General features: G+C 63.4%; 24 protein-coding genes. 5 read left to right on the forward strand and 19 right to left on the reverse strand.

The window, feature by feature from the left end; genetic code table 11:
- Nucleotides 1–38: 38 nt before the first annotated feature.
- Nucleotides 39–1,766, reverse strand: coding sequence for a methyltransferase (locus tag GC119_RS04465; protein WP_226829245.1), 1,728 nt, complete (start codon nt 1,764–1,766; stop codon nt 39–41).
- A 76-nt stretch (nt 1,767–1,842) separates the two neighbouring features.
- Between GC119_RS04465 and GC119_RS04470 the strand changes: the two genes are divergently transcribed.
- Complete coding sequence (locus GC119_RS04470; RefSeq protein ID WP_151952532.1) at nt 1,843–4,350, forward strand: DEAD/DEAH box helicase; 2,508 nt, start codon at nt 1,843–1,845, stop codon at nt 4,348–4,350.
- A 99-nt stretch (nt 4,351–4,449) separates the two neighbouring features.
- On the opposite strand, the gene GC119_RS04475 is transcribed toward GC119_RS04470, so the two are convergent.
- The 11 genes from GC119_RS04475 to ssd all read right to left on the reverse strand — a co-directional run bounded on the left by GC119_RS04475 (nt 4,450) and on the right by ssd (nt 14,438).
- The gene (locus GC119_RS04475; RefSeq protein ID WP_226829247.1) at nt 4,450–5,253 is read right to left on the reverse strand and encodes a 3-oxoacyl-ACP reductase; all 804 of its coding nucleotides are present in this window, start codon (nt 5,251–5,253) and stop codon (nt 4,450–4,452) included.
- Nucleotides 5,254–5,317: 64 nt separating this feature from the next.
- Nucleotides 5,318–6,919, reverse strand: a complete 1,602-nt coding sequence (locus GC119_RS04480; RefSeq protein ID WP_151952533.1) for a DASS family sodium-coupled anion symporter — start codon at nt 6,917–6,919, stop codon at nt 5,318–5,320.
- Nucleotides 6,920–7,089: 170 nt separating this feature from the next.
- The gene (locus tag GC119_RS04485) at nt 7,090–8,730 is read right to left on the reverse strand and encodes a sodium:solute symporter family protein (RefSeq protein WP_151952534.1); all 1,641 of its coding nucleotides are present in this window, start codon (nt 8,728–8,730) and stop codon (nt 7,090–7,092) included.
- Nucleotides 8,727–9,401: an OsmC family protein gene (locus GC119_RS04490; protein WP_151952535.1), complete on the reverse strand. Its 675-nt coding sequence runs from the start codon at nt 9,399–9,401 to the stop codon at nt 8,727–8,729. Before GC119_RS04490 ends, GC119_RS04485 begins: the two co-directional genes overlap by 4 nt.
- Before the next feature lie 112 nt (nt 9,402–9,513).
- Nucleotides 9,514–9,942 (reverse strand): Rv3654c family TadE-like protein, encoded by a 429-nt coding sequence (locus GC119_RS04495; protein ID WP_319643749.1) that lies wholly within the window; start codon nt 9,940–9,942, stop codon nt 9,514–9,516.
- Nucleotides 9,939–10,277: a TadE family type IV pilus minor pilin gene (locus tag GC119_RS04500; RefSeq protein WP_256278252.1), complete on the reverse strand. Its 339-nt coding sequence runs from the start codon at nt 10,275–10,277 to the stop codon at nt 9,939–9,941. The genes GC119_RS04495 and GC119_RS04500 overlap by 4 nt, the downstream gene beginning before the upstream one ends.
- Before the next feature lie 107 nt (nt 10,278–10,384).
- Nucleotides 10,385–10,600 (reverse strand): DUF4244 domain-containing protein, encoded by a 216-nt coding sequence (locus tag GC119_RS04505; RefSeq protein ID WP_083304056.1) that lies wholly within the window; start codon nt 10,598–10,600, stop codon nt 10,385–10,387.
- 256 nt (nt 10,601–10,856) lie between these two features.
- Nucleotides 10,857–11,480, reverse strand: coding sequence for a type II secretion system F family protein (locus GC119_RS04510; RefSeq protein ID WP_151952536.1), 624 nt, complete (start codon nt 11,478–11,480; stop codon nt 10,857–10,859).
- Nucleotides 11,480–12,202: a type II secretion system F family protein gene (locus GC119_RS04515; protein ID WP_070573163.1), complete on the reverse strand. Its 723-nt coding sequence runs from the start codon at nt 12,200–12,202 to the stop codon at nt 11,480–11,482. Before GC119_RS04515 ends, GC119_RS04510 begins: the two co-directional genes overlap by 1 nt.
- Nucleotides 12,199–13,425, reverse strand: a complete 1,227-nt coding sequence (locus GC119_RS04520; protein ID WP_151952537.1) for a TadA family conjugal transfer-associated ATPase — start codon at nt 13,423–13,425, stop codon at nt 12,199–12,201. The genes GC119_RS04515 and GC119_RS04520 overlap by 4 nt, the downstream gene beginning before the upstream one ends.
- A complete protein-coding gene (ssd, locus tag GC119_RS04525) occupies nt 13,422–14,438 on the reverse strand; it encodes a septum site-determining protein Ssd (RefSeq protein WP_070573158.1) in 1,017 nt (338 codons plus the stop codon). Before ssd ends, GC119_RS04520 begins: the two co-directional genes overlap by 4 nt.
- Before the next feature lie 281 nt (nt 14,439–14,719).
- On the opposite strand from ssd, the gene GC119_RS04530 reads away from it, so the two are divergent.
- Nucleotides 14,720–14,878 carry a zinc transporter permease gene (locus tag GC119_RS04530; RefSeq protein ID WP_070573469.1) on the forward strand — a complete coding sequence of 53 codons (159 nt, stop codon included), beginning with the start codon at nt 14,720–14,722 and terminating at the stop codon, nt 14,876–14,878.
- A 121-nt stretch (nt 14,879–14,999) separates the two neighbouring features.
- Here the strand turns inward: GC119_RS04530 and GC119_RS04535 are convergent, their stop codons facing one another.
- Both GC119_RS04535 and GC119_RS04540 read right to left on the reverse strand, forming a co-directional pair.
- Nucleotides 15,000–15,839, reverse strand: coding sequence for a Fic family protein (locus GC119_RS04535; RefSeq protein ID WP_151952538.1), 840 nt, complete (start codon nt 15,837–15,839; stop codon nt 15,000–15,002).
- Nucleotides 15,839–17,596, reverse strand: coding sequence for a hypothetical protein (locus tag GC119_RS04540; RefSeq protein ID WP_151952539.1), 1,758 nt, complete (start codon nt 17,594–17,596; stop codon nt 15,839–15,841). Before GC119_RS04540 ends, GC119_RS04535 begins: the two co-directional genes overlap by 1 nt.
- 252 nt (nt 17,597–17,848) lie before the next feature.
- On the opposite strand from GC119_RS04540, the gene acs reads away from it, so the two are divergent.
- Nucleotides 17,849–19,807, forward strand: a complete 1,959-nt coding sequence (gene acs, locus GC119_RS04545; protein WP_151952578.1) for an acetate--CoA ligase — start codon at nt 17,849–17,851, stop codon at nt 19,805–19,807.
- 162 nt (nt 19,808–19,969) lie between these two features.
- Entirely contained in the window at nt 19,970–20,377 is a 408-nt protein-coding gene (locus GC119_RS04550) for a phage holin family protein (protein WP_070573149.1), read from the forward strand.
- Between the two features lie 106 nt (nt 20,378–20,483).
- Here GC119_RS04550 and GC119_RS04555 read toward each other — a convergent pair whose 3' ends face one another.
- Nucleotides 20,484–21,176 (reverse strand): NUDIX hydrolase, encoded by a 693-nt coding sequence (locus GC119_RS04555; protein ID WP_070573146.1) that lies wholly within the window; start codon nt 21,174–21,176, stop codon nt 20,484–20,486.
- Nucleotides 21,164–21,925, reverse strand: a complete 762-nt coding sequence (gene nth / locus GC119_RS04560; protein WP_151952540.1) for an endonuclease III — start codon at nt 21,923–21,925, stop codon at nt 21,164–21,166. The genes GC119_RS04555 and nth overlap by 13 nt, the downstream gene beginning before the upstream one ends.
- Nucleotides 21,926–22,073: 148 nt before the next feature.
- Here nth and GC119_RS04565 point away from each other — a divergent pair, with 148 nt between their 5' ends.
- Nucleotides 22,074–22,751: a Crp/Fnr family transcriptional regulator gene (locus GC119_RS04565; protein WP_070573140.1), complete on the forward strand. Its 678-nt coding sequence runs from the start codon at nt 22,074–22,076 to the stop codon at nt 22,749–22,751.
- 19 nt (nt 22,752–22,770) lie between these two features.
- On the opposite strand, the gene GC119_RS04570 is transcribed toward GC119_RS04565, so the two are convergent.
- The 3 genes from GC119_RS04570 to GC119_RS04575 form a co-directional block, all read right to left on the reverse strand.
- Entirely contained in the window at nt 22,771–23,610 is an 840-nt protein-coding gene (locus tag GC119_RS04570; protein ID WP_193215616.1) for an MBL fold metallo-hydrolase, read from the reverse strand.
- Nucleotides 23,610–24,497, reverse strand: coding sequence for a hypothetical protein (locus GC119_RS10925; protein ID WP_193215617.1), 888 nt, complete (start codon nt 24,495–24,497; stop codon nt 23,610–23,612). Before GC119_RS10925 ends, GC119_RS04570 begins: the two co-directional genes overlap by 1 nt.
- A gap of 121 nt (nt 24,498–24,618) precedes the next feature.
- A complete protein-coding gene (locus tag GC119_RS04575; protein ID WP_151952542.1) occupies nt 24,619–25,083 on the reverse strand; it encodes a RidA family protein in 465 nt (154 codons plus the stop codon).
- Nucleotide 25,084: the final 1 nt, after the last annotated feature.

Below are 25,084 nucleotides of genomic sequence, written 5' to 3' on the forward strand. Positions count from 1 at the left end.
CGGGTGCGTCCAGCTGTTCTCACCTGACTGTAACGGTCTCACTCGAGTACAGGGTAGACGAACCCGAGCGGGAGTATGTCGCGCACTTGCCTGACCAGCTGCTGGCACAGCTTGTCAGAATCGACTTCGAGCAGGGCGGCGAGCGCCCCGGCGACGGTCCGCAGGGTCATGCTCCCGTCAGCCACTCCGATGAATGCCGCAAGTGCGGTGTCGACCGTCAGCGTCTGCCCGAAGCCTGTCCCCTGGGCCATTTCGATGACGGACGGATTTTCGCTGCTGGGTTCGTGATGTCGGTGTTCGACGATGTCGGATCCGCGCACGAACGCCGTGGCTGCAAGTTCTGAGTCTTCTGCGCCTTCGAGCCATTCGAGCATCGCCATGCGGGTGTCGAGAAACGCCGCCAGTCCCGCCGCGTTTGCCCCGAGTGGTCCGCTGATGCGGTCAGCGGCCGCGAACGCCGAGGCAGCCGCGCTGCGTTTGAAGCGCACCCACCCGAAGGCGATCTGCTCGACTGAGCGGGCAGCGAAGTCGTCAAGCCAGGCTGCGGTATCTGCGTTCCACTGTCCACTGGCCCGAGCCACCCCGCCGTCGCGAATCCAGGTGTGCGCATAGGCGGTCGGAGTCAGCTGCTCACGTTCAATCACCATGAGCGATGTTTCGCCGGCGGCCGAACCCACACTCGCAGTCTGCTCGTGCTTGTGCCAGGCGACGGGGCCGGCCTCGGCTCCCGACTGGGCCACTTCCCAGTTGCCGAGCATGGCGGCCTGTCCGCCTTCGGTCAGGTGGCCCGGAATATCGCGCACCAGTGAGCGCATCAGCTGGTCACCCGGCAGCCCGCCGTCTCGGTACTCAAACTGCCCCCGGGCAGCCTGCGGCGTGATAACGAACGGCGGGTTGGTCACCAGCAGATCGACCGCCTGCCCGCGCAGTGGCTCCAGCAGGCTGCCCCTGCGGGTTTCGATGTTGTCGATCCCGTTGATCTGCGCGTTCAGCCGCGTGAATTCAAGAGCGCGCGCAGAGATGTCCGTGGCGATGACGCTGTCTGCGTGCAGGGCCAGAGCAAGCGCTTGAATACCGCAGCCCGTGCCGATGTCAGCCGCTGTTGTCACGGCTTCGCGCGGCGTGATCTCAATGAGAGTGCGCCCGGCACCACCGAGTCCCAGCACGTATCTCCCGTCGAGAACCGTCGGCTGGGTCAGCGTGCCGAAATCGGAGGCCAGGTAGAGGGTGTCGGGTTTGCGCTGCCCCACCAGCCGCGGCACGCCCACGGGCAGGGAGTACGGGACAATCGACACTGAACTCACGAGGCGCCGCTCGCCTTCCACCTGATACTCACCCGAGTGCTGATCACCTGAGTGCGATTCACCAGCATCGGCTGGGACCAGCAGGCCCGCAGCGCGCAGCGCACTGGTGAGATCAGCACCGAGTGCATCCTCAGCGCTGGCAGTGGGAACAGCATCCGCCAGCAGGAACAGCCGTGCGACAACAGCAAGCGAAGCGGAGCTTGTGCGCGCAAACCACAGGGCGGGCGCGGCATCGTTAGTCAACAGCGCCTGATCGACGTCAGGCCCCCACAGAGCTTTCAAACCCGGCTGTGTGTACTCCAGACTTTCCAGTGATGAGCGCAGGTGCGAGGGCCATTCAGACCCCGCGGTCTGGCCGCGGCCAGCGGGCTCTCCAGAACCCGCTGCTGCTTCAGAGCCTGCAGGCATTCCAGCAGCCCCCGCAGAGTCGATCTTGGGCACAGCCGGCAGTGAGCTTCGCATATTTCCTTCCAACAGCAGGCGGCAGACAGCGCATATCAAGCCTACGCACAACGCAGGCGCGTGAGAGAATGCGCGCATGCCGTCCGCTCTTACCGACCTCCTCACTCGCTTTGGCGAACGTGCCGACCGCGTGACGAACATTGAGAGCATTCCGCAGCGGCATGCAGTTACCGGTGACTGGCCCGACTGGGTGCATGACGACGTCACCGCGGTATTCGCCGGTACGGGCATCACCAAGCCGTACAAGCACCAGGTCGAAGCTGTGAACAGCATTGCATCAGGCACTGACACAGTGGTGGCGACCGGCACCTCGTCGGGGAAGTCCCTGACCTTCCTCGTGCCGATCCTCGACTCGATTGCCCGGACTCGCGACAGAGTCCGCCCGGCAACCTCCATATACCTGGCACCGACCAAGGCCCTGTCACACGATCAGCTCACCGCCGCAGCGAGCCTTCCCCTGCGGGGGCTGCGTCCGGCAGCCTTCGACGGGGATGCTTCGCACGCGCAGAAAGACTGGGCTCGCAGGTGGGCCAACCTGCTGTTCACCAACCCGGACATGCTGCATCGCTCGGTCCTTCCGGCCCACTCCCGATATGCGCGCTGGTTCAAATCGCTGCGGTTCATCGTCGTCGACGAAGCCCACCGGTATCGCGGCGTTTTCGGTTCACACGTGGCGCTGGTGCTGCGTCGACTGCTGCGCATTGCCGAACACTACGGCGCCCAGCCCGTTGTCATCGGCGCTTCGGCCACCATGAGCGAACCCGCTGAGACATTCGCTCGGCTGACCGGCCGCCGGGCTGCCGCTATCACCGACGACTGCTCGCCGCGGGCCGCCGGCGAATTCATCCTGTGGGAACCGCCGCTGCTGCCCGGGTCCGATGCCACAGACTTCATGCCGTCCCCAAGCCCTGATCCGGCAGACGCAGACCCTGCCGCGGCCCGTGACGCGGCTGCCCCCGATGACCACCAATTGCCCACGGCCGCGCCGCTTCCAGTCGACGCAGCTCGCCGATCCACAATCGCCGAAGCCGCAGACATGCTCACCGACACCACGTGTGCCGGATACCGCTCGATTGCCTTCATCGCATCCCGGAAGGGAACCGAGGCTCTCGCAGGGGCGATCCGCACGGAAGTCGAAAGCATCGCGCCAGAACTGACGAAGACTATTGCCGCCTACCGCGGGGGCTATCTCCCAGAAGAGCGCCGCATGCTGGAAACCGCTCTGCGCAGCGGCAAGCTGCGCACTGTGGCTTCGACAAATGCTCTGGAACTGGGCATAGACATATCCGGTCTCGATGTGGTTGTCATGGCCGGCTGGCCCGGCACCCTTGCAGCCCTGTGGCAGCAGGCGGGACGGGCGGGCCGATCCGGTCAGCAGTGGTGCGCTGTTCTCATTGCCCGCGATGACCCGCTGGACACCTACGTGGTCCACCATCCCGAGGCGATCTTCGACACGCCCGTCGACGCCGGCGTCATCAACCCCGCCAACCCCTATGTCCTGGCGGGTCACCTGCTGGCCGCAGCCGCCGAACTGCCGCTGACAGCCGACGACTTCCCGCGCTTCGACGCCCACACCCACCCAAGCGCCCAACACTCCACCGCCGACGGCCCCAGCACCCATCGCCCCACCTCTGACCAGCCCGAACAAGCAGATGAGCGGGGCGGCGCCTCGTCATCTCAAACAGCTCAGCTTGTCTCCCAGCTGACCGAACACGGAATGTTGCGGGCCCGGCCCACCGGGTGGTTCTGGACAAAAGCGGAATCGGCGGCCGCGCTGACCGACATTCGCGGCTCCGGCGGCGGGCAGATCAGGCTTGTCGAACAGGAAACCGGCCAGCTGCTGGGAACGGTTGACGACGCCAGCGCGCACACACAGACCCACACCGGCGCGATCTACGTCCATCAGGGCGTCGAGTATCAGGTGCTGGACCTCGACTTGGACAGTTCGGTGGCGATGGTCCAGCAGGTCACGGTGGACTTCACAACACAGGCGCAGTCGACAACCGAAATCAGCATTGTCGAAACCCACGACCAGTTCGCCCTGCCCAGCGGAGTGCGCGTTTTCACGGGAACCGTCGATGTGACTGACCAGGTCACATCGTTTGTGCGCAAACAGAAGCGCACCGGGGTCCGCTTGGGGGAGTTCGAGCTCGATCTTCCCGCCCGCACCCTGCGGACCACGGCGGTGTGGTGGACGGCACCGGAGGGCCTGATAGCCGATGCCGAGGTGGATGCGGCGGACTTGCCGGGTGCGGTTCACGCGGCTGAGCACTGTGCAATCGGCCTGCTGCCGCTGTTTGCCGGCTGTGACCGGTGGGACATCGGAGGGGTGTCATCTGACAGACATGCTGACACCGGCATAGCGACGGTCTTCGTGCACGACGGTCAGCCGGGCGGGGCGGGATTTGCCGAGCGCGGCTTCACTGAGTTCCGTCGCTGGTGGCAGTCCACACTGGACACTCTGGACAGCTGCGAGTGCGCCAACGGCTGCCCCAGCTGCGTGCAGAGTCCCAAGTGCGGCAATGGCAATGAGCCGCTCGACAAAGACGCCGCCCGGCGCCTGCTGCTGCAGATGCTGACGTGAGGGGTGTCCTCACGAAAGCGAGGTGGCGCCCCGGGAGACAGGGCGGCCCGGCAGCCGTGTGCCGCCTCGCCGGGGCCTCTCGGCGCTCCCCTGCCGCACTCAGTCCGTGACGAGGCCGTTGTCGACCACGAGGTTCTGCCCTGTGACCGCCCGCGATGCCGGCTGTGCAAAGAACATGGCCGCCGAAGCGAATTCCTCCGGTGTGGTCACGTGCCCCAGAGGCGTTGTTGCTGCGATCGCGTCGAAGACGTCATCCGGGGTGGCAGCCGATGCGTCGGTGGTGCGCAGCAGGCCGCCGGACACCATGTTGACGCGCACGCCCAGCGGACCGAGGTCTTTTGCGAAAGTGCGCGTCAGCGACAGCAGGGCGGCTTTGGCGGCGGTGTAGTCGTGATACGGCACGACGGGGTTTTGGAACAGGTTGGTGCCGATGTTGATGATTCGGCCCGAGCCGATTTCACGGAACCCGTTCATTGCGGCCTGAATGACGTGGACCGCCCCGCTGATGGTGCCGCGGAACTGGTCGTCGAAAGCAGCATAGGAAATCGAGTCAGCGTCAGGGCGCTGGTCGCCGTTGAAGGAGAAGTCCACCAGGGCGTTGTTGACCACGGTGGTTACGGGCCTGCCGAATTCTTCGCGTGCGGCGTCGAACATGGCTTTGACTTCGCGGAAGTCGGTGACATCTGCGCGCACTGCCAGAGCATCGCCGCCTTTCGCCCGAATCTGTTCGGCAAGGCGAGACGCTTGGTCTTCCGAGTTGCGGTAGTTGATGACAACCGCCGCACCTTCGGCATGGAAGGCTTTGACGAGTGCGGCCCCAAGCCCGCGCGCGGCACCGGTGACCAGCACCAGCTGCTCGCGCACGGGCATGGCTGCTGTTGTGTGGGCTTGTGCGTTCGTCATTGAACCTCCCCGGGTATTGACCAGTGTTGGTCAGACTGCGTGGAGTTCCACTTTAACCCGGCTATCAGACCAGACCGATCCACTTCCAGTAGGTTGCGGACAGCAGCAGGACCAGCAGGTATCCGACGATCGTGATCGGGATACCCGATTTGAGGAACTGCTTGGCGGTGAAGGCCCCGGTTCCGTAGGCGAGCATGTTCTGCGGTGCGGAAATGGGAAGCAGGAATCCGAAGCAGATGAGGAACTGCTGGATGATGACGAACCCGATTCCGCCGCTGGCCGCACCCGGGATGGACTGTGCCAGGGCGATGAACACGGGAATGAGTGCGGAGCTGAGCGAGGTAGCTGAAGCAAAGCCCAGGTGGATGAGGATGGTGAAGATGCCCACGAGGGCGATCATGGCGAGCATCGGCATGTCGGTTACGCCCAGGGCCCCGAAGGTCTTCTCTGACAGCCACGTTGCCGCTCCTGTGTTCAGCAGCAGTGAGCCGAGCGAGATTCCGACGGCGAACACGATGAGCGTGCCCCAGTTGATGAGCTTTTCGGCGGTCTTCCAGGAGAACACTCCCACTCGGGGAAGCAGGAGGAAGCCGATGGCGACGATGGTGACGGTTGCCGAGCTGAATGGGTGCAGGACTTCTTCGGTTGCCCACAGGAACAGCAGGCACACAGCGACGATGATCAGGCGGATTTCTTTGCCGGTGATGGGGCCGAGTTCGGCGAGTTCTTTTTCAACTACTGCGCGGCCGCCCTGGATGTGGTCGACTTCGGGTTTGATGACGCGGCGCATGATGAAGAACAGGGCGATGCTCATGAGCACTGACCACGGGGCGGCCCACATGAACCACTGTCCCCACGAAACTGACTGGCCCATGGATGATTCGATGAAGCCGGTTGCCACGAGGTTCTGTGCGGCGGCGGTTTTGATGCCGACGTTCCAGATGGACACTGCTTGGGCTGCGGTGATGATGAGGAGTGCGCCCAGGCGCGAGTTGGTGGGCAGACCGAAGGCTGCGACCATGCCCAGGAGGATCGGCACGACGGCACCGGCGCGAGCTGTTGCGGAGGGGACGAAGAACGCAAGGATCGTTGAGATCACGATCGCGCCGATGAGCACGCTGCTGGTTTTTTCGCCGGCGACTTTCAGCACCATGAGGGCCAAGCGCTTGTGCAGGCCGGTGGCCTGCATTGCGGCGGCCAGAGCCAGTGCTGCCGCAACCAGTGCGACGGCCGCGCTGGAGAAACCGCTCAGGGCCAGTTTGATTGATTCGGTCGTGCCCATCGCTTCGGCAGAATCACCTTCGAGTGCCGGGGCGAAGGACAGCATGACGGTGATGATTCCGACGATCAAGATGGACGAAACCGTGTAGGTGACGGCTTCTGTCACCCACATGACGATGGCGAAGGCCAGCACGGCCAGGCCCATTTTTCCAGCAAGGGTCAGGTCGTCGCCGGTGGGAATGAACAGCACGCCGATGAGTGCGGCACAGGCGATGAAGAACCAGACCGGTTTGAGGTTCAGGTGAGCGAGGAAGCCGTCAGGGTGTTTGCTGGAGTCGGCTTCCTGTACCTGAGAGACGACTGCCTTTTCCCGCCTGGCGGATTCGGAATCGCGTGATCGGCGTTCAGCCTGTTTGCGGAGGGGACTCTTGCCTGAGGTGGCCATAGCGTTCCAATCAGTCGGTGTGCTGCGAATTGAGAGGTTCGCTTTCGACGTTACTCCCTGAGCGCAAACGCTGCATGAACTGCCCCCGTTTTGAATTTTCAACCAGCGGCTCGTGCCTGCGGACCACCTGCGACGGCGGATCTTCTAACCGCCGGGAACGGTGCTGGCAGCTATGCCCACACGTTCCCGTGGTTCTTCTTCACAAGGCTGGGCTCGGCGGTTTTCGCTTGGCCAGTGCAGGGCACTGCCAGCAGGAGCGCTGCAGCGAACAGCCCCAGCACAATCAGGAACACGCCAAGACCAACAAGACCGTGATCACGCGCCCACGCCCAGGACAAGACGAGCTGCACTGCCACAACAGCTGAGGTGCACACCGCCAGCGCACCGCGGTTCCTGCGGCGTGAATCAAACGTCAGCCGCCAGTTCCGTTGTGCCAAGCTGATGAGCACGAGGCTGACCATGTTCGCAATCATTCCGGGCCACACGGGATGTGTGCCCAGGAACAGCTCGCTGGCATCGAAGCCGGACAGTGCGTACCATGCAAGGCCCGTGCCGAAACCGGCGAGCATCGAGACGACGGCAGCTGTCTTTGTCGCCACCGGCCAGAAGAAAGCACCGAGGACCGGTGCGAATGTGGCACCATTGCGCAGTGTCCACGCCATGATGTTCCACCAAGCGGACTCTTCTGCCCGCAGGAGGCTGAAGATGATGAGCAGAACCGTGAGACCGCCGAGCGCTGCGCGGGAGTAGAACACGAGCTGCTGCTGGGAGGCACGGGGATTGAGCGCACCGCCCAAGTCGCGTCCCAGTGAGGTTGCTCCGGAGAATTGGCACGGCCCGGCCCAGCCGAGGGCGCATGCCCACAGGCCGACGAAGAAGATCGCTGCTGCCCACGGCGGAACTGCACCGACGACGTATTCGGAAATTGCAATCAGCGGCTTTCCGTCGCTGGGAACCACTGCCGCTGACGCTATGCCGACCACAACGCCCAGGACAATGAGCGGTGCACCGATGACTGCGGCAAGAAACAGACCGCGCTGGCCGTCTTCCGGGGTGCGGGCTGACATCGACATCTGAAAAGCAGCCTGTGCCAACGGCACATTGACGATGAACGTGCCGAACCACGCGACGATCAGCGACACTCCAGCATTGGCAGGCGCGAGCACCTGGGGGTTTGCCTGCACATAGTCGCCGATCCCGCTTGGACCCGGCGAGGTCAGGACGGCGCAGACGCCGACGACGAACATCGCGCCGATGACGAAGACGTTCATCGTCTGGCTGAATGCGACTGACCGCATGCCTCCGAACACGAGGAAGGCAAGGAGCACAAGAGATGTCAGTGTGATCGACTGCCACAGCGACACGTCTGAGATCACAGTCAGAGCTGAGGCAAAGGCGATAGCCGTTGCCAGGGAATACATGGGGAACGTCAGCCCGGTGATCAACGCTGCGACGGCTTGGGCCAAACGGCCGAATCGCTCGCCGATGATTCCCGTAACGGTGACGACGAGTTTCCTCCGAAGTGGCTTCACCAAAAGCAGGGCGATCAGAATGATCTGAACGGTTTCAGCGACTCCGTACCAAATTGCGGAAATGCCTGTGCGGTAGCTCAGCTCGACAATCGCAATGTATGACGAACCGCTGAACAGACCGGTGATGCAGAAGGCCACCGTCCACGGGCTGAACGACCGCCCGCTGACAAAGAAGTTCGCGGTACTTGAGCTGCGTGAAACGACCCAACGACCGCCCACGACAAGCCACACCGTATAGGCGAGCGCGAGGCCCAGCGTCCACAGGCCCACCGACGTCACGGCGTTTCTCCTGTTTCTTCCGTCACCCGGTCGGCGTTGACGACGGTGAATTGAACATCGGGAAGCTCGCGTGCTGTTTCGTAGCCCCAGGCGGCGTTGCTCAGGGCCTCTGCTGCACCCTGACCGGCTTTCCGTACGAATGACCACACAACCGTCAAACCTGCATTGGCGTCGCGCAGCAGGTTGATGGCTGGGCAGGTGTGCTCCGCGTTCTTGGCAAACGCGGTAAGCACTTCCGGATTGGCTTCCTCTGTTTCGATGACAATCTGAAGCCGGTAGGCGTACATGTACGGCTGAACGTCCGCCTGTCCGGCCAGCCCTCGGGTGTCCTGTTTGGTGATCGTGTACGTCTGCACGTCTGTCGTTTCGATGAGGTGGTGCTTGGCGGCGCCTTCTATGACAACAGTGGCGCACGCGTTGACGGCACCAGCCAGATACTCCATTGGGCTGGGGCCTTCGTTTCGACCGCCGAGAGCCTCGGGGACATCGGAGATGAACGAAAAGTCGCGAATCCTGACCCGTGTCTGCTTCTTTCCTGTTCCCGTTCCGGCAGCTCGCATCGTCTTAGCGAACTCTTCTTGAGCACGGTCACTGAAGCGTTTATTTAATGCTGATGCCGGAGCCTCGCCGGGGAAAGCGAGATTGCCTTGCGTTTCAACTGCTGTGGTCATGGACGAAAATGTAGAGCCCGCGTGGAAACCTGCCGATCACCGGCGAAATATTCTGTCTTGGCAAGACATAAAGCTGCCGCAATCCGTCACAGGAACAGCACTGGCGTAAGGTTCACAGACCCTGCGGACCACCTGCGACGGCGGATCTTTTAACCGCCGGAAACGGTGCTGGCAGCTTCGCTTTGACTGTGATTTTGACGCGGCCCAGATCAGACCGGGCAATGCAGTCGTCCATTGTGAAGCCGTCAGCTTCGATGAGCTTCTTTGCAACATCACAGGGGTCGCCGGACCGTGTGCCCCTTGCGGCGTCCGCTGCGGCAAGGGCCGCGAGGTCGGCGCTGCCATCAGCACGAGCGGACACCAGAAGCACTCTGCCGGTCAGGCCAAGACCGGCTATGAGCACTGCGGCAATACCCATGATGCTGACCGCGATTACGGGCGTCGAACCACGATCTTTCGAACGATTGCGGTCTGTTTGCCGCTTTTGGTGCGCGTTCACTGTGCACCGCCTGGCTGGCTGCCGCTTTCGGTACGCGCTCACTGTGCACCGCCTGGTTGGGTGCCGCTTTCGGTGCGTGCTCTCTGCACCGCTTGGACGTGCGGAATGAACCTGCGCACGGTTTTCGGTGTGGCAATCGTGACGGTCACGGTCGTGTATTCGCCGTCTTTGCCGATTTCGACAGCAGACCCGGGCCCGGCTTTGCTTTCTGCGCTGCGGCGCACTTCTGCGATTGGTTCGCCGCGCGCGGCTTCACGGGCGCCGGCCCGCGCAGCTTCGTAGGATCGAAGCTGCGCAAGACCGAGCGTGCCCACCCCGATGACCATGAGAATGACGAGCACAATGGCCGGCATGATCATGGCGAATTCGGCCGTCACAGCACCGCAGTCCTTTCCAGCGGTCCGCTTTCGGCGAGGAGCGAATGACATACGAGCAGCGCCAGGAACCCCGCTCCCTGAGCGAAACATCGAAGTGGGCACAGCTATCACCCGCCGAGTTTGAGTGCGCTGGTGATGACGCCGGTGATGGCAGCCTGAATGCCGTCGGACTTCAGAACCAGCACCAGAAGTGCCGCGAAACCACACGCAGCAAGCGTTGTGATCGCATATTCGGCGGTTGTTGCTCCCCTGTCCGGTTTGCGCAGCCGGACAGCTTTCTTTTCTTCTTCAATCGGAACGAGTTCCTGAACTTCGTTGTCCATCTTTTTCCTTCCTTTCTTCAGATGGTGCTTCCAGCGTGCGCCCCGGACGCATCCAAAAGAAGAGCGAAGAAAAGCCTGGGGACAACCGCGGAGTTATCCCCAGGCTTAAGAACTGCAGTTCAATAGCTCGTTTTTCGGCACCGTGAACTCAAGCAGCCAACACAGCCCTTCACAGCTGAGTGCAGGCGAAGTTCCGCCGCTGAGTTCGTGTTTCAGCCGCGGCGGATCCCATTCGGTTCTGAATGAGCAATCACGTTCAGCCAAAGAGCACCGACATGTCGTCGATGAGGGTGAGCACCACGGGAACAATGCCAAGCAGCACGAACGCCGGCAGAATGCACACGCCCAGCGGAATGACCAGCTGCACTCCCAGCTTCGCCGCCGCCAGGCGCCGGCGTTGGTGTTCGGCCCGCCGCAGGTCATACGCCATAGCAGACAGCAGACCAGACAAAGCCGCACCTGTCTGCGCTGAGAAGCGGATGAGCACAAAGACTTCGTTCAGATGCTCGGCATCGAAATCGGTCTGCCCGAGTTCGAGCGCCCGGCTCAGAACACCCAAATCAGACCGATCTCCGCCGGCGGCGGCTGCCAGAGCCAAAGCCCGCTCTATCGGCAGGCCCGCACGAAGACATATGGCGGTCAGCTCAAGATCAAAGGCGAGCGCCTCCAAGTCAGACTCGCCGTGCTCTTTCTTCTGCCTGCTCCGACGCTGCAGCAGGACGGCCAGCCAACCGGCGGAACGCTGCTCTTCACGCGGCTCCTCTTCTGTCCGGCCATCGCGTGCCCTGGATCCAAGCACACGTTTCAAGCGTTCGTCTGAGTCCCCTATCCACAGCCACACGGCGGCCGCAATGAGCACTGCGGCAAACAGCCCGGCCATCACTGCGCCCTTTTCAACATGCGCCGCATCCACAGTCGCCCGACCACCAGCAGCACCGCACCGCTGATGCACGACACGGCACCGGGGACAGAAGCCAAAAGTTCCACCGGATCAGCCCCGATGAGCACTGCCAGGCCCAAAGACATGAGCGGCAGTGCGGTGAGAACCTTCACCGTCGACTGGGGTCCGGCCAGTGCTATGGCCCGCTCCCGTGCCGAATCGGTCTGCATTCGCGCGGTCTTCGCAAACCGCTCCAGCAGATTCGCAGCCGGCGCACCCGCAGACTCCGCAACAAACCACACGGAGGCCATGTGCAGAAGAATGTCCTTTGACAGTGTTGGCAGCCCTTCCGCCTGCGTGGAGAGCGCCTGATGCGCAGCGGTGCCGAGCTCGGCCGAGCGCGCCGCCGTAGCCAAAGCTGTCCGCAGGTCCTCCGGCCCGGGAAGCTTCGCCAGGTGCGCCAACACCGTTGAGGGTGCTGCCCCCACACGCAGCAGCTCAGCAGCGCGGTCGATGACGGCGATTGCGGCAGCCGCATGTTCTTCATCTTCGTTTTCGGATCTGCGAAAACGCCGCACAAAGCTCTTAGCACGCCCCCGTATTCGCCCGCCCGAAACATCTGTGCGATCACCAGCCAGCAGCTTCCGCAGACGCCTTTCGGCAGGGTCCCACATCCACAGCCCGGCCGCCATTGCAGCCAGCACAGCAGCCAAGAGAATCATGACCGCGCCCCCTGTTTCCGCCTAAGCCAGTCAAGAAAGCCCTTCCAGCCCGCGTTCGGACCGCGTTCGGCGCTCCACACTGTCGCCAGTTCTGCCGAGGTGTCGCCAGCTTCCACAGTCCCCGCACCCTGCGTGCGCGGCAAGCTCGGTGCAGGACGGCCGGAGCTTGTGCGCGCGGCGATTTCGGAGAGTCTTCTGTGTCCGTCACGCCCGCGGGTGATGTGCAGGATGACGTCGATCGCGGTCACCGACTGCGAGCGCACTGCCTCCGAAGTCATGCCTGCCAGCGCACCGAGAGCTTCGAGCCGGGCGGGAACCGCGGATGCGGTGTTGGCGTGGATGGTGGCGCACCCGCCTTCGTGGCCGGTGTTGAGAGCCGTGAGCATGTCACGGACCTCCGCGCCCCGGCATTCCCCGATGATGAGTCTGTCCGGCCGCATGCGCAGGGCGTTGCGCACCAGATCGGCCATGGAGACTTCGCCCATGCCTTCGACATTTGCCTGGCGGGCAGCCAACTGCACCACGTGGTCATGGCGGACGTTGAGTTCCCGTGAATCTTCGACGATGACAATCCGCTGGTCTGCGGGAAGCTCTGCAAGAAGCGCTCCCAGAAGAACGGTTTTTCCCGATCCGGTTCCACCGGATATGAGGATATTCGCCCGCACTTCCAACAGCCCCAGCAGAACCTCGGCGATGTCTGCGGGCACAAAATCGCGGTCAATCAGCTCCGAGAGCCTGAAGCCTTTGCTGCGGGGAACGCGGAAGGACATCACGGTGTTCTCACCGGCAAGCGGCGGAATGAGCGCGTTGAGCCGCACCCCATCCGGCAAGCGGACGTCCACGAGCGGCTGAGAGTCATCCAAGCGTCTGCCGCCGAGTGCCGCCAAACGCACTGCAAGTGCCCGCACGTCGTCTTCTGTTCCCAGTGACAGGGGCACGGGTGTGAGCCCGCTTCCTCTGTCAATCCAAACGTCTTGGGGGCTGTTGACGAAGACGTCGGTCACGTCCGGTTCGTCAAGAAGCGACTGCAGCGGGCCGGCCCCGCCCAGCTGCGCCGAAATCCTGCTGACCAGCTCAAGAAGTTCAGCAGATCCGACCACCCGGCCGCTGCGGGCAAGTGCTGCCGCCACGGACCCGGCGGTTACCGGGCCGGGGTTCTCCAAAAGGTGCGTTCTGACATCGCGGATGAGCTCAGCATCGAGCCACTGGGTTTCCAGAGTCACAGCGGGCTGCCTTCCACGATTCTTTCAGCCAGGCGCCCCACGTGAGTGCGGGCGATCGGCAAGCCTTCACCGCGATCCACGGCTGAAGCCGTCTGGGGGTCGTCCCTGATGATTCCCACCAGCGGAAAGCCGATTGTGTCGGCTACGAGTTCGGGCCGCACACCGCCCCTGCCCGCGTCTCGCACTGCAATGCGCACGGCTGAGTTGACTGCCTCGAGGCGCCTGGCGACCCGCGATGCTGCGACCGCGGCGCGCACCCTGCCGGGCACGACAACGGTGAGTTCACTGCACATGCGGGCCCACTGCACGGGCGCGTGTCGCGGCAGGTCCACGACTACCAGCTCAAATGCCTGCTGTGCAGCCGTCATGACAGCTTCGAAGACGTCGGGTGTGAGCTCCTCTGTTCCCGTGCGGTCCCACGACAGCAGCGCCAGCCCGTCGGTGCGCGGCAGCGAATCCCGCAGAGTGGAAGGACGCAGTCTGCCGCGCGATGCTGCCAGGCTCGGCCAGCGCAGACCGTCTTTGCCCTCCGCACCGAGGACGAGGTCGAGGCCCCCGCCCAGCGGATCGGCGTCGAGCAGCACCGTGTCGATGCCCTGCGCTGCGGCACTGCGTGCAACCGCGCTTGCAAGCACCGAGGTTCCCGCTCCTCCGACCCCGCCGACGAAGCCCCACGTCTGAGCGGGTTCTGCCGGCGGTTCGACGGCGTTGATCATGCGGATGGTGAGCCATTCCGCCCCTGCGGGCAGCACCGCCACGGTGTCTGCTCCCAGGCGCGCTGCGGCTGCCCACACAGCGTTGGACTGCGTCAGCGTCACAAGGACGGTGGGGACATTTCCCACGTCCGGGGCCTCCGTGATGTCGTCGCCGATCAGAACGAGCGCCGCGTCCTGCCAGCCGCCGTTCTCCGGCAGACGGATATCAAGGCCCAGTCCAATGCCGTCTGCAAGCGCGGCACAGTGGTCGATAAGGCTGGGCACTCGGGTGAAGAGCACTACGCGAGGTCGATTCATACCTCAACAATTGCCTTTTCACTCAACGGCGAAAACGCTCCGCATGGCCCTGTTGACAAGCGGCTGGCTGTCCACAGTCCACAGCACACAAGTCACAGTCGCGCCCCACAGTGCCCGCAAAAGTTCAGCGCGCGCCAAAAGCCCGCCCACCCCAACCCCACACCAGCGAATCAATATATTGCCATTCGTTTATATATCTGCGAGAATGGAGCCACCAAGCCGGTCATATCCGGCGCAGACAGCACATGCGCACACCCAGCGCAGAACACAAGGAGAACATCATGGCTGCAGGCTGCGAAGCTCACCACACCAAAGACGAACACACCCACGGCCCCAACTGCGGTCACGAAGCCGTCCAGCACGGCGACCACGTTGACTACGTGCACGACGGCCACCGCCACGCAGAACACGGTGACCACTACGACGAGTGCGCGGCCTGAATCTGACCGCACTCACACTGTCAGCTGACTGACCGCACCAGCTCACTCGAGCCACGACAAAGGCCGAGGCGGGACCCTTATAGGAAGTTCCGCCTCGGCCTTTGTCGTTGTTCTGGGCTGCTCAGGTGCGCGGAATGCGCCCGGCTTGTACGCTCTGGCAGATCTGAACGCCTTCGCCGACGCCCTTTTCCACAGCTTCGGCATTCATAGTGATCCAGCCGATGACGTCCCGACCGCTGGTGTAGGCAGCACCGGCTTCGCCATAGCCTGCTGCGTCAGACAGCAGAGCGGCTTCCGGCACCGCAACGCCCGTGATGTCGACGCCAGAAGACACCATGTGAATGCGAAACAGCGCCCGGGCAATGAGTCCGTTGCCGATCACAAAGGGGCGCATCGCCAGGATCTCCCCGTGCAGAATGCACGCAACGACGAAGCCGGGAAGGCTCTCATCCTGCAGCAGAGCTTCGAGGTCGGCCAGACGCTGCTGGACTTCGTCCGGGCTCGGTGCCGGGGGCAGTCCACCCATGTCTCCGGGTTCTTCCCCGGCACGGCGCGGCCTGCCCAGCTGATCTTCCTCGGCCAAACCTGCTCCGCCTGCCAGGCTCAGCCTGGCAAGGTGCCCCATGAAGCCGGACCGCAGAGCATCCGGGGTCTGCGACAGTTCGTCTGCGACGGCTGCCACGCGAACCGCCGCAGTCAGCTGCACGCCCGACATGTCGTCAGTCACTTCGCGCCCAGCGCCGATGACTTCGCGCACATAGTTCAGCGGATACCTGGCACCTTCCAAAGCCGCTGAGGTGCGGGCCGCCCGAACGGTCGCTTCGGCGCGGCATTCGGCCATTCGCTTGCGCAGCGCGTTGTGCCAGCGCAGCTGAGTGCAGGCGGTGCGAACGCGTTCGATGGCATCCTCCACCGTCGGCACCTGCGCCAATGAGCGCAGGGCCTGTGAAAGGTCAGTCATCAGCCGCGTTCGACTCCGTGGACATTGCGCAGCTCGCCGATCCGACCGTCTTCGCTCTGCACCGTAAACGTATCGCCGTTGTCGGCAAGCGCCAGAATCCACTTTCCGGGCTCCAGCTGGAAAACCGGCTGGCCGGATGCTTCGACGGCCGTTCGCGGTTCTGGAACCGCGAACCAGAAGGGCTCACGCTGCGGGTGGGCGTGCTTTGGCTGCCTCTGTTCGGGCTGCGGCTGCTCCGGCTGGGGCGCCTCCGACTGGGCCTGCCTTAGACGCCTGCGCTCCGGCAGGGGCTGGTCGGGCTGGAATGGCTGGTCCGACTGAATCGGCCGGTCAGGCTGCGGCTGCTCCGGCTGGTCGTGTTGGATCGGCTCAAGTCGCTGGGTCTGCTCCAGTCCATGGTCAAGGGCCGAGGTGCCGCTGACCATAGTTGCGTCCTCTTCAAAAGCGCTTTCTTCCGAGGCGACGCGGTGGACTTCGCGCTCCTGGCGGCTATCGCGCGATGCCACGTTGGGTTCAATGCCTCCGGTGGGTTTTTCAGCAGCCGAGGCAACAGTTTCCGAAGGGGCAGGTGCGGGGTTTTCCTGAACGGCCTCTGTGCCGTGGGCCGACGGCTGTGAATAAGCTCCGAGCTGGCCGGCGTCCCACTGTGTTCCCAGTGCAGCGCCGCCTTGGTTCGGTTCGGGCTGAACGGGCTCAGACTGAGCAGACTCGGGCTGAGCGGGCTGGGGTTCAACGAAACCTGGCTGCATCGGGCCGCTGTGTGCCTGACCCGGCTGACCCGCCTGACCCGCCTGGCTCGGCTCATCTGCCTGGCCCGGGTGCCCACCCTGACTCGGGTGGCCAGCCTGACCCAGCTGCCCCGCCTGGCTCGGGTGGCCAGCCTGACCCGGGTGGCCGGGAGCAGGCCATCCCTGAGCGTAGCCGGTATGGGCCGGGCCGCTCTGGACCATGCCGGGATGGCCGGGTGCCGACTGCACGGGACCGGGCTGCACAGCCGGCGCCTGCACCGGAGCACGGCGCACGGGGCGAGCCTTCGGGTGCGCGGGGACAGATTCGCGAGCTTCGAATTCGTCAGCCCCGAGTGCCGGAATCACGGTGAAGACTGCGGCGAATGCTGCAAGCCCAGCACCGATGAGCCCAATGAAGGCACCCCACGACGGGTTAGCGAACGGGAACAGGTGAATGAACCGCACAAACTGCACCGCGGCGCCGGTGGCTGCCAGGACCGTGACGAACTGGTCTGGGCTGAACGATCCGATGTTCTGCGGGAACGAGCGAACCGTCTTGTTGAGAACCCCGATGAGACCAGCGGCGAGAATGGGCAGAACCCCGAGCATGAGAACGCCGGTGCCGTGAATATTGAACGACCACAGCCACCCGTAGGAGCCATCGCCGTAGTACGCGTCCGACCACCTGTACTGGGGCAGGAATACAGAGACGAAAACCAGAAAGGCACCGGAGGCCAGAAGAATTTCGCGGAGCCCGAATGCGGAGTCCTGTTTGCTGGGCTGAGCCGGAGGAAAGCTGCCAACTGTGCCGGGCATGGAGCCTACCATCGTGCCGGGAGCTGCGCCCGCCGGCGGGTTCTGCCCCGAACCGTGCGGCGGTCCCTGGGTAAAGGCCTGGGGACTTGCACCGTAGGGCTGCCCCTGGCTGAACGCAGACTGCGCGCTCTGCGCGTCCTGCTGGCCGTAGTGGGGACCGGGCTGCGAGAAGCCGCCTGGATAGTATGGCTGACTGCCAGATGGACTGCTCATGCTCATTGACTCCTTAATTCGCGTTTAGACGGCAAGCCTGCAAACCGGGCGGGCCCCATCAGTACACACCGGCTATGTTTTCACACGGTTCCACTGCGTGCACTGCAGAACACCCAATAACCGCCTGCGAATCGCGTCACGTGCGGTTCGCACTTTTGCAGTGGTTACAGCAGGAGTAGTGTGAAGAATGCAGTGACCCGCGTGCGCAGTGAAGCTCACAGGGTCGGGACTCACCGACGAAACGAGGATGTTTTGGCAGACGAGAACACACAGAGCCTGCTGCGAGAAAACCGCACCTTCGCTCCCCCGCAGGCATTTGCAGACCAGGCCAACGGAACCGAAGACCTCTACCGGCGCGCAGAAGCCGATCGCCTGGGATTCTGGGCTGACCAGGCGCGCGAACTCCTCACGTGGCACAAGGACTTTACGGAAGTCCTCGACTGGACCAACCCGCCCTTTGCCAAGTGGTTCCAGGACGGCGAACTCAATATCGCCTACAACTGTGTTGACCGACACGTAGAAGCCGGCAACGGCGACCGTGTGGCTCTGCACTTTGTCGGCGAACCCGGAGACACTCAGGACATCACCTACGCGGAGCTGTCACGCCGGGTCAACCAGACCGCAAACGCTCTGACAGAACTGGGAGTCAGCCGCGGAGACCGCGTGGCCCTCTACATGCCGATGATTCCCGAAGCGGTCATCTCGATGCTCGCCTGCGCTCGTCTGGGCGCTGCACACTCAGTTGTGTTCGGCGGTTTCAGCCCCGATGCCCTGCACTCGCGCATTATGGATGCGCAAGCGGAAGTCGTCATCACCGCCGACGGAGGTTTCCGCCGCGGCAAGCCGTCTGACCTCAAAGCGACGGTCGACGAGGCCCTGAGCCACGGCGACACCCCTGTTCGCCACGTGCTGGTGGCAAAGCGCACCGGCGAAGACGCCCATATGGTCGACGGGCGCGACCAGTACTTCCACGATGTCGTCGACCGCCAGTCCGCTGACCACACCCCCGAGTTCTTCCCGGCCGAACAGCCGCTGTTCATCCTCTACACCTCGGGAACCACAGGAAAGCCCAAGGGCATTCTCCACACCTCCGGCGGCTACCTCACCCAGGCGGCCTACACCATGAAGTACGTGTTCGATGCCAAGCCGGAAACCGATGTCTTCTGGTGCACCGCCGATGTCGGCTGGATCACGGGGCACACCTACATCGCCTACGGGCCGCTGGCTATAGGCATGACGGAGGTCATCTACGAGGGCACTCCCGACAGCCCGCACCGGGGCCGCTGGTGGGAGATCGTCGAAAAGTACGGGGTGACCCAGCTATACGCCGCCCCGACTGCCATCCGCACGTTCATGAAGTGGGGTGAGGAGATCCCGGCGGAGCACGACCTTTCGTCGCTGCGACTGCTGGGCTCCGTCGGCGAACCCATCAACCCGGAAGCGTGGATGTGGTACCACCGGGTGATCGGCGGCGAGAAGTGCCCGATTGTCGACACCTGGTGGCAGACCGAGAACGGGGCGAACATGATCGCTCCCCTGCCCGGTGTGGTTTCCACCAAGCCGGGCTCAGCACAGCGTCCGCTGCCGGGCATCAGCGTCGACGTCGTCGATGACACCGGTGAGCACATCGGCCGCAACCAGGCAGGCTACCTTGTCATCACCGAACCGTGGCCGTCTATGCTGCGCGGTGTCTACGGCGATGACCAGCGCTACAAAGACACGTACTGGTCGCGTTTTGAAAACATGTACTTCGCCGGTGACGGCGCCCGTTTCGATGACGATGGGGACATCTGGTTCCTCGGCCGCGTTGACGATGTCATGAACGTGTCCGGCCACCGCCTGTCGACCGCTGAAATCGAATCCGCCCTGGTGTCCCACGACGCCGTTGCCGAAGCCGCCGTCGTCGGTGCCGATGACCCGACCTCCGGCCAGGCGGTCATGGCGTTTGTCATCACCCGCGGCGACTTCGCCGACAGCGACGGAGCAGAAGAACAGCTGCGCCAGCACGTGGGACGCGAAATCGGGCCGATCGCAAAACCCAAGCACATCTACTTCGTTGACGACCTGCCCAAGACCCGCTCCGGCAAGATCGTCCGCCGACTGCTGAAGAACCTCGCCGAGCGCAAAGACGGAGGAGACTCTTCGACACTGGCAGACGCTTCCGTTATGACCAGCATCCAAGCGGCCGTCGACCGAGCGCATAACTCCTGATCAAGGCTGCGGCACGGGCACCTCGGGAAAGACGGGGCCCATCCCCCCCCCCCTCCCGAGGCGCCTGTGAGCACGGCCTCATCCTCACCTTTCGTTGGTGCTGATGAACTGTTCGCACTAGTATCGAGACAAAGGCGTGCATTTTCTAGGAGGCAACGACCCATGTCTGATCGGTCCATTGCGCAAATCGTGCGGGACATCTCTGCCGACACAAAGGCTCTGGCAGAAGAAGAAGCCGCACTGGCCAAGCAGGAGATCAAAGAGGGTTCCGTCAAACTCGGCACCGCTATCGGTCTGACCGTCGTCGGCCTGGGCATCCTCATCATGTCCCTGTTCGTCCTGACCGCGTTCTTCGTCGCTGTCTTTCACGAATTCGCCGGTTGGGGCTGGTGGGCCAGCACCCTCATTGTGTTCGGCATCTACGTCGTGATCGCCTCGGTCCTCGTGGCGATTGCCGTGCCGCTGTTCAAGAAGGGCAACCCCACGCCGACTCGTGCGACTGACCGCGGCAAGTCGGTCATCGCCGCAGTCAAGACTGCGCTGACCAACCCGTCCGGTCCGCGCGTGTAGGCGGCTGAAACCCGAACCTAAAGGGGGGGCTGGCTCATATGAACCAGCCCCCCCTTTGCGTGCGTGGCGAGCACCGCTTTTCACCTGCGGTTGGTGTTCGGTGAGCTCAGATGTCGATGTGCAGGCGGTTAGTCCGATCCCATTCCCGCGACCATCCAAGGGCTTCAAACGCACTGTCGAGCAGCCCGGCGGTGAACCCCCAAGAGCGCAGAACTCCGGCATCGAAAACAGGTGAGTGCCATCCGGTTTTCGGTACCTTGAACACTCCGCGGTTCGCAGGTGCCACAAGGTCGGCTACAGGCACCCGGTGCACGGAAGACGATTCCGCCCGGTCTACCGCCCGCAGCACCTGCCGACCGTCCCATGCGGCGATCACCGGCGTCACACTGTGCCGACTGACGGGAACCCACAGTGAAGGCCACGTGCCGATCACATTCACTCGAGCAGGGTCGACCCCCGTTTCCTCCCGCGCTTCCCGCAGTGCCGCATCGACTGCCGTTGCGTCCTCGGGATCTCTGCGGCCGCCTGGAAACGCCACCTGACCGGGATGATTGCGCAGAGTATCGGCGCGCTTGAGCAGCACCACGTCAACGTCCCCGAAATCACCCAAGCGGTCCTGTTCGCGCAGTCCGGCCTCTGTGCGCGGCTGGGTCCCGCGGCCAAACAGCATGAGAACAGCCGCCGGGCGCACAGAGTCGTCCTCTTTCGGTCTGCGGTGGTGAATCCAGTGATCGGAAATGTCCGACTGCGCCAAATCGCTCAGCGCCGCAACGAGGCCGGCGTCGCTCACAGCTGCCATCCGCCCTGTGGAACCTCCAGACCGTAGGCGAGCTTCGCCTCGGCTTCGGCAGGATCAAGCGGGCCCGTTCCGTAGCTGGGACACAGGCGGGCAATCGGGCACACACCGCAGGCCGGTCCTCGCGAGTGGCAGATGCGCCGCCCCAAGAAGATCAGCCTGTGAGAAACCATCGTCAGATCAGACTTCTTGTACAGGGGCAGCAGGTCGGCTTCAACCTTGTCGGGGTTTTCTTCGTTCGTGAATCCCAGCCGCCTGGCCAAACGCCCCACGTGAGTGTCGATCGTCAGCCCGGGAGTGGAAAAGGCATTGCCGAGCACCACGTTCGCCGTCTTCACCCCAACCCCGGGCAGCCGAACCAAAGCCGCCTGGTCAGCAGGCACCTTGCCGGCGTGTTCCTCAACAAGCTGCTCCGCCAGGGCAATGATGTTCTTGGCCTTCGACCGGAAGAAGCCCGTGGGGCGGATGATCTCCTCCACGTCCTCCACGTGCGCCTGCGCAAGCGTCGTCGCATCCGGGTATGCGGCAAATAGCTCCGGTGTCACCTGGTTGACCCGAACGTCCGTAGTCTGTGCCGACAGCACCGTGGCTATCAGCAGTTCGAAAGCATTGCGAAAGTCCAGTTCCGCACGCGCGTCCGGGAAGACCTTCTGCAGCATCCTGTCGATCTTGCGCGCCCTGCGGACTCTGCCCAACCGGGTTTCCTCAGCAAAGCGACGCTGACTGCGCTCAAGCACGCTGTTGTGTGCCACACCCACTCCTTTATCTGCTGGTCAGCATAGAACACAGACACTGTGCTCCACCCGCAGAGCATTGCTACGATTGACCTGTATCACATTGCGGCAGGATTTCAATGGGCCGAAGGACCCCGTCGCAGAACAGCAACCTGGAGGTACAGACGTGGATATCGAAGTCGTCCGCAGTGCGGCACTGTTCGCAGGACTCGATGACGAAGCGACGAACGCGCTTGTCAAATACATGAAGCCGCGCAGCCTGCGCCGTACCGCCGTGCTCTTCCACGAAGGAGACTCCGGGGACGAGCTCTACATCGTGTCCTCCGGCAAACTCAAGGTCGGCCGCGAATCCGAAGACGGGCGCGAAAGCCTCCTCTCAGTTGTCGGTCCTGGTGAAATCATCGGTGAGCTCGCACTCTTCGATCCGGGCCCGCGCTCCTCGACCGTCACTGCGGTCAGCCAGACGGAACTGCTCAGCCTTAAACACGACGACCTCATTGCGTGGCTCGAAGATCGTCCGCAGGCGGCAATGAACCTGCTGCGGGCACTCGCCCAGCGTCTGCGCCGCACCAACGAAACCGTCGGCGACCTCGTGTTCTCGGATGTTCCCGGCCGTGTTGCCAAGGCCCTGCTGGACCTCAACCGCCGCTTCGGCCGTCCCGCTCCGGACGGCAGCCTGGTGCAGCACGACCTCACGCAGGAAGAACTCGCCCAGCTTGTCGGCGCATCGCGCGAAACCGTCAACAAGGCCCTGGCAGACTTCGCACAGCGCGGCTGGATTCGACTCGAAGCTCGTGCCGTTGTCATCCTCGACATGGACCGCCTGCACAATCGCGCACACTGATCCGCGGGCCGTCGGCGCCTCAGCCGTGCTTCTGCACGTACTCCAGCTGCGCGGCGACAATCGTGTTGACCGTCTGCCGCATGTCCTGCGGCGCGGTCGCGTACACGATCCGGCCGACGGCCTCGGTCAGTTCATGTTCGGGTGAGATTTCCAGCCCGTCCAGCTGTGCGTCCTGTTCTGCCAGCGCAGCCCGCACTTCGTCCAGCCGCTCGCGGCGGTGCGAAATGTAGTAGTCCAGCACTTCGGCCGGATTGGCTATGGACTCTCCGTGGGCTGGCTGGATTTCGGTGATGCGGCCCTGCTCCACCATGCTGCGCAGGCGTGCGAGAGAGTCAAGATACTTTTCGACCGAACCGTCACCGTGCATGATCACAGTTGTTCCGCGTCCCAGCACCGTGTCTCCAGAGAACAGCACGGTGCCCGCCAGCACGCTGATCGAATCGAGCGTGTGTCCGGGGGTTGACACCAGCCGGATGCGGTCGGTTTCCGCGGGGCCGAATTCGAGGACCGCATCGTCGCCGCTGAGGTCTTCGTGTTCCAGCGGGGGAACAAAGCGGGCGAATGCGCTGTCGACTGCGAATACGGGAGTCTGCGGCGCCCATTCGTCAACTGTTTTGAGCAGATCCGAGTGGTCCCAGTGGTGGTGTGTGAGAACGATTCCGCGCAGTTCACGATCCCCGACGAGTTCACTGAGCGCTCCCAGGTGTTCGTCCAGCTGGGGGCCGGGGTCGATGATGACCGCGGCGTTATCGTCAGCGGTGAACAGCACGTAGCTGTTCGTGCCGTCGAGTGTCATGGGGCTGGGGTTGTCTGCTGTACGGCGGACAAAACGAGGTGCCGGGTGCTGTTCGTTTGTCATCATTCTTCTTCCGGTGGTTCGCTTTCTGATTCCGACAGCGTTGTCGGGTCTTCTTCTTCGTTTTCGGTTGTCAGCTGAGACAGTTCGTCGATGGCATGGTCGGTCTGGTGCTCGATGCTGATGTGCCATTCGCCTCCGTGCTGCAGGACGGTCGGCTGCAGTGGGCGAAGATCGCGAATCTTGAGCATACTGGCAGCAGCGCTGGGAACCGTGCGCAGAGATTCCAGGACCAAGCGTGTTGACACGCTGATGAACTGGGCAGAAGCACCGTGGCCCTCTTCCCACAGATCGACCGCATCGAGGATCTCCTGCGGGGTCATCCACCCGCCCCACGACTGATTGATCGACACGAAGTCAACGTGCTGACCGGGTGGGACCACGCACACAAAGTACACGGTGTCATAGCGGCGCAGCTGCCACGGCGTGTTGACCCAGCGCATCCACGGTTTGATGAGGTCGGGGCGGAACTCCACGTCGCGGCTGCGCAGCACCGAGGGGAAGGACACCTGGTGATCACGCAGCTTCTTGCCAGCAGTTTTGAGGAACTGCGGTTCAATGTCTGTTACAACCCGCAGGTCATGGCCCTCGGCCAGGGCGATGCCCATGTTCTGCAGAGCCAATCTGCCCGCGGCGGCGAAGAAGGCGACGGCCCGGCCCGATCTGTTCAGGCGCAGCGCCCGGGCACAGCGGTCCGAAGTCCAGTCGCCCATGGACAGCTGCCGTGAGTCCTCTGGTCGAACAGCGCTGAAGGGGAAGGCAAACCTGTTGCGGTCGCTGACACCGGGCTGATCGGCCTGACGGGTGATGAACACCTCGAGGCCCTTGTCGGAATCACGCACCAGCACCAGACAGACTGCGCGCCGCGGGTAGTCGGGGTTGGGCTGCATATCCGCCGAGCGAAAGAGCTCAACTGTGCGCACCAACTCGCTGGAGGCGCGAATCAGGCGGGTGGGTCTGTTCGACCCACCCGCCTGGAGACTGAGCGCAGGTTTCTGCGCTCGCTGCGCGTCAGTCGCGGACGCGGAAGATGAATTCAATCTCGACGCAGGTGCCCTTGGGCAGGGCGTTGGTGCCCAGTGCCGAGCGTGCGTGCTGGCCGGCTTCGCCGAAGATGTCGGCGAGGAAGTCCGAAGCGCCGTTGATCACTTCGGGCTGCTGCTTGAAGTCATCGGTGCTTGTGACGAATCCGTTGACCTTGACCACGCGTTCGATCTTGTCGAGGTCGCCGATGACGCTCTTGGCTGCGGCGAGTGCGTTGAGCACCGAGTAGCGTGCGGATTCCTGGGCCTGTTCGACGCTTACGTTGTCGCCGAGGCGGCCCGGGTTGGCAAGCTCGCCGTCGCGAAACGGCAGCTGACCGGAAGTGAACACGAGGTCACCCGACTTCACGGCGGGCAGGTAGGAACCGGCCGGCGTTGCCAACTGCGGCAGCGGGAAGCCGAGTTCGTTGAGGCGGTCTTCGATCTTTGACATA

This window comes from Brevibacterium sp. Marseille-P9724, from assembly GCF_902500275.1.
Taxonomy (GTDB): Bacteria; Actinomycetota; Actinomycetes; order Actinomycetales; family Brevibacteriaceae; genus Brevibacterium.

Coding starts and splice junctions, on each gene's coding strand:
- GC119_RS04570 (WP_193215616.1), bottom strand. CDS start 23,610: ATGACAAACGAACAGCACCCGGCACCTCGTTTTGTCCGCCGTACAGCA.
- GC119_RS04540 (WP_151952539.1), bottom strand. CDS start 17,596: ATGAGCAGTCCATCTGGCAGTCAGCCATACTATCCAGGCGGCTTCTCG.
- GC119_RS04530 (WP_070573469.1), top strand. CDS start 14,720: ATGGCTGCAGGCTGCGAAGCTCACCACACCAAAGACGAACACACCCAC.
- GC119_RS04505 (WP_083304056.1), bottom strand. CDS start 10,600: ATGGACAACGAAGTTCAGGAACTCGTTCCGATTGAAGAAGAAAAGAAA.
- GC119_RS04515 (WP_070573163.1), bottom strand. CDS start 12,202: ATGATTCTCTTGGCTGCTGTGCTGGCTGCAATGGCGGCCGGGCTGTGG.
- GC119_RS04465 (WP_226829245.1), bottom strand. CDS start 1,766: ATGCGAAGCTCACTGCCGGCTGTGCCCAAGATCGACTCTGCGGGGGCT.
- GC119_RS04555 (WP_070573146.1), bottom strand. CDS start 21,176: ATGGCAGCTGTGAGCGACGCCGGCCTCGTTGCGGCGCTGAGCGATTTG.
- GC119_RS04550 (WP_070573149.1), top strand. CDS start 19,970: ATGTCTGATCGGTCCATTGCGCAAATCGTGCGGGACATCTCTGCCGAC.
- GC119_RS04510 (WP_151952536.1), bottom strand. CDS start 11,480: ATGGCCGGGCTGTTTGCCGCAGTGCTCATTGCGGCCGCCGTGTGGCTG.
- GC119_RS10925 (WP_193215617.1), bottom strand. CDS start 24,497: ATGCAGCCCAACCCCGACTACCCGCGGCGCGCAGTCTGTCTGGTGCTG.
- GC119_RS04480 (WP_151952533.1), bottom strand. CDS start 6,919: ATGGCCACCTCAGGCAAGAGTCCCCTCCGCAAACAGGCTGAACGCCGA.
- GC119_RS04535 (WP_151952538.1), bottom strand. CDS start 15,839: ATGACTGACCTTTCACAGGCCCTGCGCTCATTGGCGCAGGTGCCGACG.
- GC119_RS04575 (WP_151952542.1), bottom strand. CDS start 25,083: ATGTCAAAGATCGAAGACCGCCTCAACGAACTCGGCTTCCCGCTGCCG.
- ssd (WP_070573158.1), bottom strand. CDS start 14,438: ATGAATCGACCTCGCGTAGTGCTCTTCACCCGAGTGCCCAGCCTTATC.
- GC119_RS04475 (WP_226829247.1), bottom strand. CDS start 5,253: ATGACGAACGCACAAGCCCACACAACAGCAGCCATGCCCGTGCGCGAG.
- GC119_RS04470 (WP_151952532.1), top strand. CDS start 1,843: ATGCCGTCCGCTCTTACCGACCTCCTCACTCGCTTTGGCGAACGTGCC.
- GC119_RS04490 (WP_151952535.1), bottom strand. CDS start 9,401: ATGACCACAGCAGTTGAAACGCAAGGCAATCTCGCTTTCCCCGGCGAG.